Source organism: Caulobacter radicis, from assembly GCF_003094615.1.
GTDB classification, from domain to species: Bacteria; Pseudomonadota; Alphaproteobacteria; order Caulobacterales; family Caulobacteraceae; genus Caulobacter; species Caulobacter radicis.
In genome coordinates, this window is sequence record NZ_QDKO01000019.1 from 56,917 (window position 1) to 69,969 (window position 13,053).

At 69.1% G+C, this 13,053-nt stretch carries 14 protein-coding genes; 2 read left to right on the forward strand and 12 right to left on the reverse strand.

Going from position 1 to position 13,053, the window contains the following annotated elements; all coding sequences use genetic code 11:
- Window positions 1-34: 34 nt before the first annotated feature.
- Complete coding sequence (locus DDF62_RS11150; RefSeq protein WP_116489179.1) at window positions 35-1,195, reverse strand: DegT/DnrJ/EryC1/StrS family aminotransferase; 1,161 nt, start codon at window positions 1,193-1,195, stop codon at window positions 35-37.
- 481 nt (window positions 1,196-1,676) lie between these two features.
- On the opposite strand from DDF62_RS11150, the gene DDF62_RS11155 reads away from it, so the two are divergent.
- Window positions 1,677-2,660, forward strand: coding sequence for a mechanosensitive ion channel family protein (locus DDF62_RS11155; RefSeq protein WP_116489180.1), 984 nt, complete (start codon window positions 1,677-1,679; stop codon window positions 2,658-2,660).
- Here the strand turns inward: DDF62_RS11155 and DDF62_RS11160 are convergent.
- From DDF62_RS11160 to DDF62_RS11205, 10 genes are all read right to left on the reverse strand, one after another.
- Window positions 2,587-3,762: a trans-sulfuration enzyme family protein gene (locus DDF62_RS11160; RefSeq protein ID WP_116489181.1), complete on the reverse strand. Its 1,176-nt coding sequence runs from the start codon at window positions 3,760-3,762 to the stop codon at window positions 2,587-2,589. The genes DDF62_RS11155 and DDF62_RS11160 overlap by 74 nt on opposite strands.
- 13 nt (window positions 3,763-3,775) lie before the next feature.
- Window positions 3,776-4,105, reverse strand: a complete 330-nt coding sequence (locus DDF62_RS11165) for a type II toxin-antitoxin system RelE/ParE family toxin (protein WP_116489182.1) — start codon at window positions 4,103-4,105, stop codon at window positions 3,776-3,778.
- Window positions 4,106-4,369 carry a type II toxin-antitoxin system ParD family antitoxin gene (locus tag DDF62_RS11170; RefSeq protein ID WP_116489183.1) on the reverse strand — a complete coding sequence of 88 codons (264 nt, stop codon included), beginning with the start codon at window positions 4,367-4,369 and terminating at the stop codon, window positions 4,106-4,108.
- A gap of 60 nt (window positions 4,370-4,429) precedes the next feature.
- Window positions 4,430-5,842: a pyridoxal-phosphate dependent enzyme gene (locus DDF62_RS11175; RefSeq protein ID WP_116489184.1), complete on the reverse strand. Its 1,413-nt coding sequence runs from the start codon at window positions 5,840-5,842 to the stop codon at window positions 4,430-4,432.
- An 86-nt stretch (window positions 5,843-5,928) separates the two neighbouring features.
- On the reverse strand, window positions 5,929-6,165 hold the full coding sequence (locus DDF62_RS11180) for a hypothetical protein (RefSeq protein WP_116489185.1): 237 nt from the start codon (window positions 6,163-6,165) through the stop codon (window positions 5,929-5,931).
- Window positions 6,166-6,318: 153 nt separating this feature from the next.
- A complete protein-coding gene (gene fsa, locus DDF62_RS11185) occupies window positions 6,319-6,972 on the reverse strand; it encodes a fructose-6-phosphate aldolase (RefSeq protein ID WP_116489186.1) in 654 nt (217 codons plus the stop codon).
- Between the two features lie 72 nt (window positions 6,973-7,044).
- A complete protein-coding gene (gene rfbA, locus DDF62_RS11190) occupies window positions 7,045-7,920 on the reverse strand; it encodes a glucose-1-phosphate thymidylyltransferase RfbA (protein ID WP_116489187.1) in 876 nt (291 codons plus the stop codon).
- Complete coding sequence (gene rfbD / locus DDF62_RS11195) at window positions 7,917-8,801, reverse strand: dTDP-4-dehydrorhamnose reductase (RefSeq protein ID WP_244286794.1); 885 nt, start codon at window positions 8,799-8,801, stop codon at window positions 7,917-7,919. Before rfbD ends, rfbA begins: the two co-directional genes overlap by 4 nt.
- Complete coding sequence (rfbB, locus tag DDF62_RS11200) at window positions 8,798-9,847, reverse strand: dTDP-glucose 4,6-dehydratase (RefSeq protein ID WP_116489188.1); 1,050 nt, start codon at window positions 9,845-9,847, stop codon at window positions 8,798-8,800. The genes rfbD and rfbB overlap by 4 nt, the downstream gene beginning before the upstream one ends.
- Window positions 9,844-10,392 (reverse strand): HAD family hydrolase, encoded by a 549-nt coding sequence (locus DDF62_RS11205; protein ID WP_116489189.1) that lies wholly within the window; start codon window positions 10,390-10,392, stop codon window positions 9,844-9,846. Before DDF62_RS11205 ends, rfbB begins: the two co-directional genes overlap by 4 nt.
- Before the next feature lie 100 nt (window positions 10,393-10,492).
- Between DDF62_RS11205 and DDF62_RS11210 the strand changes: the two genes are divergently transcribed.
- Window positions 10,493-11,647 carry an AGE family epimerase/isomerase gene (locus DDF62_RS11210; RefSeq protein ID WP_116489190.1) on the forward strand — a complete coding sequence of 385 codons (1,155 nt, stop codon included), beginning with the start codon at window positions 10,493-10,495 and terminating at the stop codon, window positions 11,645-11,647.
- Here DDF62_RS11210 and DDF62_RS11215 read toward each other — a convergent pair.
- Window positions 11,631-13,004: a mannose-1-phosphate guanylyltransferase/mannose-6-phosphate isomerase gene (locus DDF62_RS11215; RefSeq protein ID WP_116489191.1), complete on the reverse strand. Its 1,374-nt coding sequence runs from the start codon at window positions 13,002-13,004 to the stop codon at window positions 11,631-11,633. The two genes, DDF62_RS11210 and DDF62_RS11215, sit on opposite strands and share 17 nt — an antisense overlap.
- Between the last annotated feature and the right edge of the window lie 49 nt (window positions 13,005-13,053).

Consider the following 13,053-nt stretch of genomic DNA (forward strand, 5'->3'; position numbering starts at 1 on the left):
AATGCTAGAAGTTGAGGCCTCAATGAGGCGCAGCTCAGCCGTTGAAGCCCCGGATCGCCTCGATGATCACCGCCTGGTCGGCCTCCGGAAGGTAGGGATGCATCGGCAGGGCCAGCACCGTCTCGGCCTTGGCCTCGGTGACCGGCAGGCCGCCCGCGCCGCGCGGGAAGGCCGCGTAGGGCGCCTGCACGTGCATCGGGACGGGGTAGTAGACGGCGGTCGGCACGCCCTTGGTCTTCAGGTGGGCGGCCAGGCCGTCGCGGTTCTCGTGCTCGATGACGTACTGGGCCCAGACCGAGACGCCGCCGTCGATGACCTTGGGCGTGGACAGCACCACGCCGGCCAGGCCTTCGGCGTAGCGGTCGGCCACCGCCTGGCGCAGCTCGATTTCCTCGGCGAAGATCGCCAGCTTCTCGATCAGGATCGCCGCCTGGATGGTGTCCAGCCGCGAGTTCATGCCGATGCGGGTGTTGAGGTACTTGGGGTCGTGGTCGAAGGTCTTGCCCTCGAGGTCGGGGCCGACCGCCTTGCCGTGGACGCGGTAGCTGTCCATCAGGTCCCAGAGCACCGGATCGTTGGTCAGCACCGCGCCGCCGTCGCCGTAGCAGCCCAGCGGCTTGGCCGGGAAGAAGCTGGTGGTGGCCACGTCCGCCCAGCGCAGCGGATGCTGGCCGTGCAGGGTGCAGCCGAAGCCCTGGGCGCTGTCGGCGACCAGCTTGAGGCCTTCGCGCTCGCAGATGGCCTTGATGGCCGGATAGTCGGCCGGCTGGCCGAACAGGTCGACGGCGATGACCACCTTCGGGGTCAGCTTGCCTTGCGCCTTCACGTCGGCGATGGCGGCTTCCAGCTTGGCGGGGTCGAGGTTGTAGGTGTCGGGCAGCACGTCGACGAACACCGGGGTGGCGTTGACCCACGGCACGACTTCCGGCGTCGCGGCGAAGGTGAAGGACGGGCAGAACACCGCGTCGCCCGGGCCCACGCCCCAGGCCATCAGCGGCAGGGCGATGGCGTCGGTGCCGTTGGCGCAGGACAACGCCTTCTGCGCCTGGCCGAAGGCGGCCAGCTGGGCTTCGAACTCGCGCACCTGCGGGCCCATGACATAGGCGCCGCTGTCGAGGACGGCGGCGATCGCCGCGTCGATCTTGTCGCGGATCCGGCGCTGCTGCGCGGCGAGGTCGATGAAGGGCATGCTCATGGGCGCGGCTCTTAGAGTTCAAAGGCGGCGGTTTCGAGCCAATTGATGTAACCGACTGTTTCTCGGCTGTCTGTGCGGCCCCCTCCGGCCCGTCCTTCAAGATGCTCCCCCTGAAGGGGGAGCTGTCGCCCCCGGGTCCGGCCAAAGGCCGGCCCGAGGATAAACTCCGCCGGCTGAGGGGGAAGGGACTGGAGTCGTTTGGGTCTCACCGACCTCATCAGACACTTCCCCCTCCGGCCCTTCGGGCCACCTCCCCCTTCAGGGGGAGGATCTTGGTCGGCGAACCTCCCCCTCTGGGGGAGGCGGCCGAAGGCCGGTGGGGGGCGGTTTCAGCTTTCGAGGGGGTGGCCGGTTTCGTGGTCGCTCCCCCCACCGATCGCTGCGCGATCGCCTCCCCCACAGGGGGAGGATCTTGCGGTTTGGAACGAACCTTGGCCGCCTGTCGTTGACCGGCCGGCGCGGGGGCGCCATCGAGAGTTTCATGAGCAAGCCGACCATCGTGCCGCAAGACCTTTCCCTGCCGTCCATCGCCAACATCAAGGCCGACGAGACCATGTTCGGGCATTTCCTCGACTGGCTGGGCAAGATCGCCGTCAACCTGGTGGTGGCCGCGATCATCCTGGTGGTCACCTTCTGGGCGGCCGGCTGGCTGGCGGGCATGGCCAGGCGGGCGCTGGGCCGGGTGCACCGGACCAATCCCGATCCGACCCTGGAAAGCTTCGTCTCGTCGCTGGTGCGCTACGCCATCGTCGCCGTCGGCCTGGTGGCGGTGCTGCAGCAGCTGGGCGTGCAGGCGACCTCGATCATCGCCGTGCTGGGCGCGGCCTCGCTGGCCATCGGCCTGGCCTTGCAGGGCGCGCTGTCGAACGTGGCGGCCGGGGTGATGATCCTGCTGTTCCGCCCCTATCGCGTCGGCGACGTCATCGAGACGGCCACCCGCCAGGGCACGGTCAAGTCGCTGGACCTGCTGTTCACCGAGATCTCGACCCCCGACAACGTCAAGGTGATGATCCCCAACAGCAAGGTGTTCGGCGACGTCATCCTCAACTACTCGACCCACCGCACCCGCCGGGCCGACGTGCTGTTCAAGGTGCCGCTGAAGACCGACCTCGTGCTGGTGCTGCAGAAGATGCGCGAGCGGGCCGAGAACGATCCGCGCGTGCGCAAGGAGCCGGCGCCGATGATCGAGGTCACCGACCTGTCGGAGGTGTTCGCCCAGGCCGCCATCCGCGTCTGGACAGCCAAGGAGGACTTCGGTCCGGTCAAGACCGACCTGATGCTGGCCGCCCACCTGTGGGCGGAGGACCCGACGCGGGAGCTGCCGCCCCCGCGCAAGTCGAACGCTCCGGACCCGTCGCCGTCGATGCCCGGCGACAAGGACCATCACCTGTTCAAGTTGAGAGCGCCGAGGAAAGGTCGGAAATCAGGTCCGAGCAGTCCTCAATCCCCACCGAAAGCCGGATGAGGGTGTCGCTGATCCCCAGCGCCTTGCGCTGATCGGCGGGGATCGAGGCGTGGGTCATGATCGCCGGATGCTCGATCAGGCTCTCGACCCCGCCCAAACTCTCCGCCAACGTGAACAGGCGCGTGCGTTCCAGAACCCGTCGCGCCGTCGCCTCGTCGCCCTTCAGCTCGACCGAGATGATCCCGCCGAAGCCGCCGTGCATCTGGCGGCGGGCCAGGTCGTGCTGGGGGTGGCTTTCCAGGCCTGGATAGATGACCCGCTCGACGTCCTTGCGGGTGGCCAGCCACTGGGCGATCTCGAGCGCGCTGTCGCAGGCCCGCTGCATGCGCAGGGCCAGGGTCTTGACCCCGCGCAGGGCCAGGAAGCTGTCGAACGGCCCCAGCACCGCGCCGACGGCGTTCTGCAGGAACTTCAGCTTGTCGATCAGCTCGGGATTGTCGCCGACCACGGCCACGCCCGCGACCACGTCGGAGTGGCCGTTCAGGTACTTTGTGGCCGAGTGCATGACGATGTCGAAGCCCAGCTCCAGCGGGCGCTGCACGAAAGGGCTGGCGAAGGTGTTGTCGGCCACGGTGATCAGGCCGCGACGCTTGGCCAGGGCCGCGATGGTCTCCAGGTCGGCCAGGCGCAGCATCGGGTTGGTCGGGGTCTCGACCCAGATCATCTTCGTCTCGGGGCGGATCGCCGCCTCGATGGCCGAGACGTCGCCCATGTCGACGAAGCTGAACGACAGGCCCGCCGAGCGCTTGCGCACCTTGTCGAACAGCCGGAACGAGCCGCCGTAGAGATCGTCGCTGGCGATCACGTGGGCGCCGCTGTCGAGGATCTCCAGGATCGTCGAGGCCGCCGCCAGGCCCGAGGCGAAGGCGAAGCCGGCGGTCCCGCTCTCGAGGTCGGCGATGGCCCGCTCGAAGGCGAAGCGGGTGGGGTTCTGGCTGCGGCTATATTCGAAGCCCTTGTGCTCGCCCGGGCTCGACTGGACATAGGTCGAGGTGGCGTAGATGGGCACCATGACGGCGCCGGTGGTCGGGTCGGGGAACTGGCCGCCGTGGATCGCGCGGGTGGCGAAGGCCAGGCGGTTCTTGCCGGGGATGTCGGTCATGCGTGAAGGGCTTTCATGGGGCGCTGTCGTCGGCGGACGGCAGCGTGCTCAGAATTTCCGGTAAGTCCTGGGATCCATGCAGGATACGCATGATCACGGGTGGTCGGCGCTGGCAGTTGTAGACGAGGACATAGGGAAAGCCGGGCAGGAGCGAGAACCGATAGGGCTCGGGCGCATGCTCAGGGCGGCTCGCGCCGGTCATGGGGAAGCTTCCCAGCAGGGCCAGCGCCTGCCTCAATTCCATCTGGAACCGGCGTGAAGCCTTCAGGCTGTCTCCGGCGATCCAGCTGGCCGCCGCCATCATGTCGCGGCGAGCCGTGGCTGACAGCGTGGCGGGAGGCATCTATTCGGCGGCGTGGGCTTCGGCGGCCTCGATGATGGCGTCCAGATCCGCCATGACCTCCTCGAGCGTGAACACCTCTCCCCGGTCGGCCTCGTCCTCGGCGTCCTTGAGCGACTGCAAGAAGGCCTGCCGTTTCTGCTCCTGGTGTTGCAGCAGGCGCAGGCTGGCCTCGACGACTTCGTTGACGTCGCCGAAACGCCCGTCCGCCACGCAATCCTCGGCGAACTTCTCCAAGGCGGGCGTCAGTTTCACCTGGATGGCCATGCGACCCTCGTCTCGATTTCGCTCACAGCATGCCTCCGTGAGAACGTTTCCGCAACGCCCTCACGCCCCCAGCCGCAGGTGGTTGAGCAGGTCGACGCGGGTGATGACGCCGACGAACTCGTCGCCGTCGACGACCAGGGCCACCTCGTCGCGGTCGAACACCTCGGGCAGGGCCTCGACGCCCTGGTGGGCCTGCAGGGTGTTGATCTCGCGGGTCATGGCCTCGGCGACCGGGGTCTTGAAGCGGGCGCCGCGATGGTCCTCATGGTGCTCGTCGCCGCCCTCGACGGCGGCCAGGATGTCGCTCTCGTCGAGGATGCCCACCAGGCGGCCCGCGTCGACCACCGGCAGCTGGCTGATGTCGGACGAACGCATGCGGTTGTAGGCGGTCAGCAACGTATCCTGCGGGCCGATGGCGATCACGCCGCCGTCGGCGTAGCGCTTGGCGATCAGGTCGCGCAGGTCGCCGTGCAGTTCGCGCTGGTCGAAGCCGTGCGCCGCCAGCCACATGTCGTTGAACATCTTGGTCAGGTACTTGGCGCCGGTGTCGCAGACCAGGGTGACCACCCGCTTGGGCTGCGTCTGCTCGCGGCAGTATTTCAGGGCCGCCGCCAGCAGGGTGCCCGACGACGAGCCGGCCAGCACGCCTTCCTTGCGCAGGAGGAGGCGGGCGGTGTCGACGCTCTCGCGGTCGCTGATGGAGTAGGCCTTGCGGACGAGGTCCATCTGGGCGTTGTCGGGGATGAAGTCCTCGCCGATGCCCTCGACGATCCACGAGCCGGCCTCGCCATAGGTTCCGGTGGCCACGTAGTCGCAGAGGATCGAGCCGACCGGGTCGGCCAGCACCATCTGCGTCTTGGGCGAGTGAGCGGCCATGTAGCGGCCCACGCCTGTCAGGGTGCCGCCCGAACCGACGCCGACGACCACGGCGTCGACGTCGCCGCCCATCTGCTCGAGGATCTCGGGGCCGGTGCCGGTCTCGTGGGCCCGCGGATTGGCCGGGTTGGCGAACTGGTTGACGTAGATCGCGCCGGGGATCGACTGGGCCAGGATCTCGGCCATGTCCTGGTAGTATTCCGGGTGGCCCTTGCCGACGTCGCTGCGGGTCAGGCGAACGTCCACGCCCATGGCCCGCAGGTGCAGGATCTTCTCGCGCGCCATCTTGTCGGGAACGACGAGGATCAGCCGGTAGCCCTTCAGGGTCGCCACCTGGGCCAGGCCAAGGCCGGTGTTGCCGGCGGTGGCCTCGACGATCGTCCCGCCCGGCTTCAGCGAGCCGTCGGCCTCGGCCGCCTCGATCATCGAGCGGGCCACGCGGTCCTTGATCGAGCCGCCGGGGTTCTGGCTTTCCAGCTTCAGGAACAGGCGGCAGGGGCCGGTGTCGAGATTGCGCACCTCCAGCATCGGCGTGCGGCCGATCAGGTCGAGCGCGGAACCGGCGACCGGGGGAAGGGTGGATTTGGGGTCGTTCATGGCGCGACTCTGGGGCAGGGCGAAACGATCACCCTGTGTAACGCCCAAAACCGGAAACAGGAAACGCCGTTCTGAAAGCCTGGCCGTCAGGCCCCGGCGGCGGCCAGCCGGTCCATCCGCCACTCGCGGGCGAACTTCCTGCCGACGCCGACGTCCTCGAACACCACCTTGCGGCGCTCGGCGCCCAGCTCGGGGGTGTTGTGGATCATCACGAACGGAAAGCCGTTGCTGGCCAGGAAGTTCTGCACGAAGCGCGAGAAGCGCAGGGCTTCCTCGGCCGAGGCCAGGCAGATGTCGACGGCGATGTCGGCGGCGGCTTTCATGGGCGCGCTCCTCAGAACTCGAGGTTTCCCGACCCTAACGCGCCAGTTCGCGTTTGCGAACCACCTTCGCAGTCGCAAAAAGAAACGGCCCCGGACGAATCCGGGGCCGCGCCTTGCGCCGCAACGGGTTGCGGCGATCAAAAAAATCGCTGGTTACAGGATCGACTGGCCGGTGCTGGCCCAGTCCTTCAGGAACTGCTCAAGGCCCTTGTCGGTCAGCGGGTGCTTGAACATGTCGCCGAACACCGCCGGCGGGATGGTGACGACGTCGGCGCCGGCTATGGCGGCTTCCTTCACGTGGATGGTGTTGCGCACCGAGGCGGCCAGGATCTCGGTCTCGTAGCCGTAGTTGTCGTAGATGGCGCGGATGTCGCGGATCAGGTCCATGCCGTCGAAGCCGTAGTCGTCGAGGCGGCCGATGAACGGCGAGACGTAGGTCGCGCCGGCCTTGCCGGCCAGCAGGGCCTGGGCCGGCGAGAAGCACAGGGTGACGTTGGTCTTGACGCCTTCGTTGGCGAAGTGGCCGCAGGCGATCAGGCCGTCGCGGGTCAGCGGCAGCTTGATCACGACGTTGGGGGCGATCTGGGCCAGCTTGGCGCCTTCGGCGATCATGGCGTCGGCGGTGGTGGCGGCCACTTCGGCGCTGATCGGGCCGGGAACCAGGTCGCAGATCTCGGCGATTACTTCGAGCATCGGACGGCCCGACTTGGCGATCAGGGTCGGATTGGTGGTGACGCCGTCGATCAGGCCGGTCGCGGCGAAGTCGGCGATGACCTTGGTGTCGGTGCTGTCGAGGAAGATCTGCATGGCTCTGCGCGGGGCCTTGTTGTGGAGAATTTGCAGCGGGTTTAGCCCCTCGGGGGCCGCCGCGCCAGGATTTCAGATTTCGCCGTCCGCCAGTTGGCGCAGATAGCGGTGGTAGCCGGTCTTGGGGGTCTCGCCGGCCAGGGCGCGCAGTTGGTCGGCGTCGATGAAGCCCATCTGGAAGGCCACCTCCTCGACGCAGCCGATGCGGAAGCCCTGCCGCAGCTCGATGGCGCGCACGTACTCGGCGGCCTCCATCAGGGAGTCGTGGGTGCCGGTGTCGAACCAGGCGTAGCCGCGTCCCAGCCGCTCGACGGTCAGGTCGCCGGCGTCGAGATAGGCGCGGTTGACGTCGGTGATCTCCAGTTCGCCGCGCGCCGAGGGCTTCAGGCTCCTGGCGATGGCCGAGGCCTGGCCGTCGTAGAAATAGAGGCCGGTCACGGCGTGGCGCGAGCGCGGCCTGGCCGGCTTTTCCTCGATGCTCAGGGCCCGGCCGTCGGGCCCGATCTCGACGACGCCATAGCGCTGCGGATCGACCACGCTGTAGCCGAACACGGTCGCGCCGCTCTGGCGTCCGGCCGCCTTCTGCAGGAGGTCGGCGAAGCCGGCGCCGAAGAAGATGTTGTCGCCCAGCACCACGGCGCTGTCGGCGCCGTCGAGGAAGTCCTCGCCGAGAATGAGCGCCTGGGCGATGCCGTCGGGAGACGGCTGGGGCTTGTATTCGATCCGCAGGCCCAGCTGCGAGCCGTCGCCCAGCAGGCGCCGGAACGCGCTCTCGTCATGGGGATTGGTGACGATCAGGATCTCGCGCACCCCGGCCAGCATCAGGGTGGTCAGCGAGTAGTAGATCATCGGCTTGTCGTAGACCGGCAGCAGCTGCTTGCTGACGGCCAGGGTCAGGGGCGCCAGCCGGCTGCCAGAGCCGCCGGCGAGAATGATCCCACGCCTCATGTGTCCAGTCCTTGGGCGATGATTTGGTCGGCGGCGCGCGCCACGGCGCTCGCCCAGGGCTCGGCTTGCCAGCCGAAAACGGCGGAAACCCGGCTGTTGTCGAGCGCGCCGTTGAGCGGCCGCGCGGCGGGCTCGGGAAAGTCGCGCTTGGCGATCGGCGACAGCCGCGCGCGGGTGCGCGGGTCGCGGGCCAGGGCGGCGGCGGCCAGGTCGTGACGCGAGGTCGCCCCGGCGTTGGTGAAGTGGAACAGGCCGAAGGCCGGATCGCCCGCGTCGGCCGAGGCCCAGCGCGGCGCGGCGCCGAGGATGAAGTCGGCCAGGGCCGTGGCGTCGGTCGGGCAGCCGTACTGGTCGGCGACCACGCGCAGCTCGTCCCGCGCGCGTCCCAGTTCCAGCATGGTGCGGATGAAGTTGCGGCCAAAGCGCGAGAACACCCAGGAAACGCGCAGCACCACGCCCTTTTCCCAGGCCAGGACGGCGGTCTCGCCGTCCAGCTTGGTGGCGCCATAGACCGACAGCGGGTTGGGCGCGTCGTCCTCGCGATAGGCGCGGTCGAGGGCGCCGTCGAACACGCAGTCGGTCGAGAGATGCACCAGCGGCAGGCCGCGGGCCGCGCAGGCCCTGGCCATGGCGGCCGGCGCCAGGGCGTTGGCGGCGCGGGCCGCCTCGGGCTCGGCCTCGGCCTTGTCGACCAGGGTGAAGGCGGCGCAGTTGACCACGAGGTCGCAGTCGGCCCCAGCGATGGCCGCCTCGATCGCGGCTTCGGCGGCGAGATCCACGTCGTTGCGCGACAGCGGGACGAGAACGGCCCGGCCCGGCGCGGCGGCGATCATCGCCCGCGAAACCTGGCCGGTGGCGCCAAATTGCAGGATCCGGATCACGCGGTCACGCCCAGCCGCTGGCCCGCGAAGCCCTTGGCGCGCAGCGCGTCCCACCAGCCGTCATTGTCGAGGTACCAGCGCACGGTCCGCTCCAGGCCTTCCTCGACGGTCAGGGCCGGAGACCAGCCGAGGTCGCGCTGCAGCTTGCCGGCGTCGATGGCGTAGCGACGGTCGTGGGCGGGGCGATCGGTGACGTGGGTGATCAGGTCCTCGCGCGGCGTGTTGCCCGGGCGGATGCGGTCGAGCGCGGCGCAGATCGTGCGCACGAGGTCGATGTTGGCGCGCTCGGCGTCGCCGCCGATCAGGTAGGTCTCGCCAGGGGCGCCGGCTTCCAGCACCCGCAGCAGGGCCGCGGCGTGATCTTCCACGTGCAGCCAGTCGCGGACCTGCCGCCCATCGCCGTAGACCGGGATGGGCCGGCCCGCCAGGGCGTTGAAGATCACCGTCGGGATCAGCTTTTCGGGATGCTGGCGCGGGCCGTAGTTGTTCGAGCACGACGTGACGATCACCGGCAGGCCGTAGGTGCGTCCCCAGGCCCGGGCCAGCAGGTCCGAGGCGGCCTTGCTGGACGAATAGGGCGAGGTCGGATCGATCGGCGAGCGCTCGTCGAACGGGGCGTCGTCCGGGCCGAGCGCGCCATAGACCTCGTCGGTCGAGACATGCACGAAGCGGAAGCGCGCGGCGCGGCTGGGGTCCAGCCGGCCGTAGTGGGCGCGGGCGGCCTCGAGCAGCACGGCCGTGCCCATGACGTTGGTCCGCACGAAGGCCAGGGGCCCGTCGATCGAGCGGTCGACATGAGATTCCGCCGCCAGATGCAGGACGGCGTCGGGGTCGTGGCGGGCGAAGATCGCGGCGATTGTGTCGGCGTCGGCGATGTCGGCCTGCTCGAAAGCGTAGGCCGGATGGGTCGCGACTTCGACCAGGTTGGCGAGGTCGCCGGCATAGGTCAGGGCGTCGACATTGACGACCGCGTGGCCGGCGGCTAGGGCGGCGCGGACCAGCGTCGAGCCGATGAAGCCGGCGCCGCCGGTGATCAGGAGTTTCAAGCCGGGTCTCCCGGGGCGGCCGGGAAGCGCCGGCCGAGCTTGGTTCTGAGAAATTGCAGCAAGTCGCCGCCCGTGAACAGGAAGCCTTCGACGCCTGCCCGTCGGGCGGCCTCGACGTCGCTGTCGTTGTCGCCGACCAGCACGCAGTCCTGCGGCGACAGGCCGGCCTCGGCCAGGCCGCGCAGGATCATCCCGGGGTTGGGCTTGCGGTCGGGATGGTCGTCGCGGCGATAGGCCTCGACCACGGCGTCCTTGTGGAACGGGCAGTGGTAGAAGGCGGCGATCTCGCCGCCGAGGCGGTGCAGGTCGCCCTGCATGTGCGCGTGAAGGGCGTGGACCGCGTCCTCGCCGTAGTAGCCGCGCGCCACGCCGGACTGGTTGGTGACGACGATGCTGCGGACGCCCGCCGCGGTCAGGGCCGCGATCGCTTCGCGGGCGCCGGGGACCCATTCCAGCTCGGCCGGATCGTGGACGTAGCCCCGGTCGACATTGAGGACGCCGTCGCGATCGAAGAAGACGGCCTTCAGTGGGTTGTGGTCATGCATCTTGTCTCGCCATTACGCGACGGCCCCGCCGGTCACAAGCCGAGGCTTGCGTAGCGCCGCCTGGACGCTAGAAAACCGCTCAACTCTACTGGAGAACAGCATGACCGCTTCGGCCCGCATCGTCCGCCTTCGCGACCAGCTCAAGGCTTGGGCGCTGAACGACGCCTTCCCCCTGTGGTGGACCGTCGGCGCGGACCGCGAGAAGGGCGGCTTCTTCGAGAAGGTCGCCCTGGACGGTACGCCGGTCGAGGCGCCGCGCCGCGCTCGCGTGCAGCCGCGTCAGATCTATTCGTACGCCGCAGCGGGCGCCCTCGGCTGGGAAGGGCCCTGGCGCGAGGCCCTGGCCCATGGCCTGGAGTTCTATCTGGCGCGCTATCGTCGTGCGGACGGCTTCTTCCGCACGCTGGTGGCGTCGGACGGCTCGCCGCTGGACGACAAGGTCGACCTCTACGACCAGGCTTTCGGCCTGTTCGGCCTGGCCATGGCCAGCCAGGCGCTGCCCGAGCGCGAGGACCTGCCCCGCATCGCCGTCGAGCTGCGGGGCGCCCTGCAGGCGACGCTGAAGCATCCCGTGGCCGGTTTCGAGGAAAGCGTTCCGCGCACCCTGCCGCTGCTGTCCAATCCGCACATGCACCTCTTCGAGGCCAGTCTGGCCTGGATCGAGGCGGGCGGCGACGCCGGCTGGCGGGCGATGGCCGACGAGATCGCGGAGCTGGCGCTGGCCAAGTTCATCGACCCCGCCAGCGGCGGCTTGCGTGAATACTATGACGGCGACTGGAACGCGGCCCCCGGCGTGGCGGGCCGCATCGTCGAGCCGGGCCATCAGTTCGAGTGGGCCTGGCTGTTGCTCCGCTGGAGCCAGCTGTCGGGGCGCGCCGACGCCCGCGCCGCGGCGCTGCGGATGATCGAGATCGGCAAGGGGCCGGGCGTGGATCCCGCGCGCGGCGTGGCCATCTTCGCCCTGCTCGACGACATGAGCGTGCACGACGACGTCGCCCGCCTGTGGGCGCAGACCGAATGGATCAAGGCCGGTGTCCTGGCCGCCCAGGTCACCGGCGACGACGCCTGGCTGGAGGTGGCGGCCGACGGCGCCGAGGCCCTGCTCAAATACTTCGATGTCGCCGTGCCGGGTCTCTGGCGAGACAAGCTCCAGGCCGACGGGACGTTCGTGGACGAGCCGGCGCCGGCCAGCTCGTTCTACCACATCGTCTGCGCGATCCTGGAGCTCGATAGGGTGGTCAGCGCCAGATCGTGACGAGCGCGGTGCTGGCTTCGCCGGCGCGCACCATCACTGGTGAGTGCAGGTCGGCGCGGGCGCCCTGGGCGTAGGTTTCGGTCTCCGCTTCGAGGGCGCCGTCCAGCACCTGGATGGAGCTGACCGGCAGGCTGGTCATCGCCCCGGCCTCGAAGCGCCACAAGGACACCTCGACCTTGGCCGAACGGGTGACCGGCTGGCGCTCGATCCCGCCCGAGAAGGCGATGGCGTGGCGGTGGGCGATATCGCGCCCGCTGGCCTTCAGCACGTCGACGAGGGTCTTCACCGCCTGGGCGTCGTCGCGGCGGCAGACGAGGACCGCGTCGCTCTCGGCGACGATCAGCAGGTCCTCGACGCCGATGGCGCCGACGAACGGGCCGTTCGAGCGAGCCAGCACGCCGCGGGTGTTGATCAGGTGGACGTCGCCGGTCGCGGTATTGCCCGAGAGGTCGCGGATCGAGGCCTCCCAGATGGCGTCCCAGGCCCCGAGGTCGGACCAGGTGAAGGCGGCGGGCGCGACCGCCGCCTTGTCCGTACGTTCCATCACGGCGTAGTCGAGCGACTTCTTGGTCGTCGTGGAGAAGGCGTTGGCGTCCAGGCGCAGGGTGATGCCCTCGCGAGACCCCTTCTCGACCGCGTCGATGGCGCCGTTGCTGATCGCCGGCTCGTAGGTGTCGAGCTCCTCGAGCAGGGTCTTGGCCGCGAAGGCGAAGTTGCCGCTGTTCCAGTAATAGCCCTCGGCGAGATAGCGCTTGGCCGTCTCGAGGTCGGGCTTCTCGACGAAGGCGTCGATCGACTTGACGCCGCTGGGCAGCGCATCGCCCGGCTTGATATAGCCAAAGCCGGTGGCGGGGCTGGTCGGCTGGACGCCGAAGGTCACGATCAGGCCGGTGCGGGCGGCGCTCACCGCCGTCAGGGCGGCCTCGCGGAACACGTCCACCTCGGCGATGTGGTGATCGGCGGCCAGCATCAGGACGACGCCGTCGGGCGTCTTGGCGCGGACATAGGCGGCGGCGGCGGCGATGGCCGGCGCGGAGTCGCGGGCTTCGGGCTCGATGATCACCACCAGGTTGGCGCCGATCTCGCTGGCCTGGCGCTCGACCAGCTCGGCCATGTGGCGGCCCGTCACCACCACGATCTCGTGGGCGCCGGGCAGGTCCATCACGCGAAGGATGGTCTCCTGGAAGCTCGAGCGATCACCGATCAGCTTGAGGAACTGCTTGGGGCGATCCGACCTCGACGACGGCCAGAGTCGAGTGCCCGACCCACCACAGAGGATGACTGGATAGATAGCGTCGACCAAAGGACTTCCCCCCAAAAACTCGCACGCGGATACGTTGCGCGATCTATAGGACATTGCCCCTTTGGTCTACGCCCCTTCAAAGCCTAATGCATTGGCGCTACGG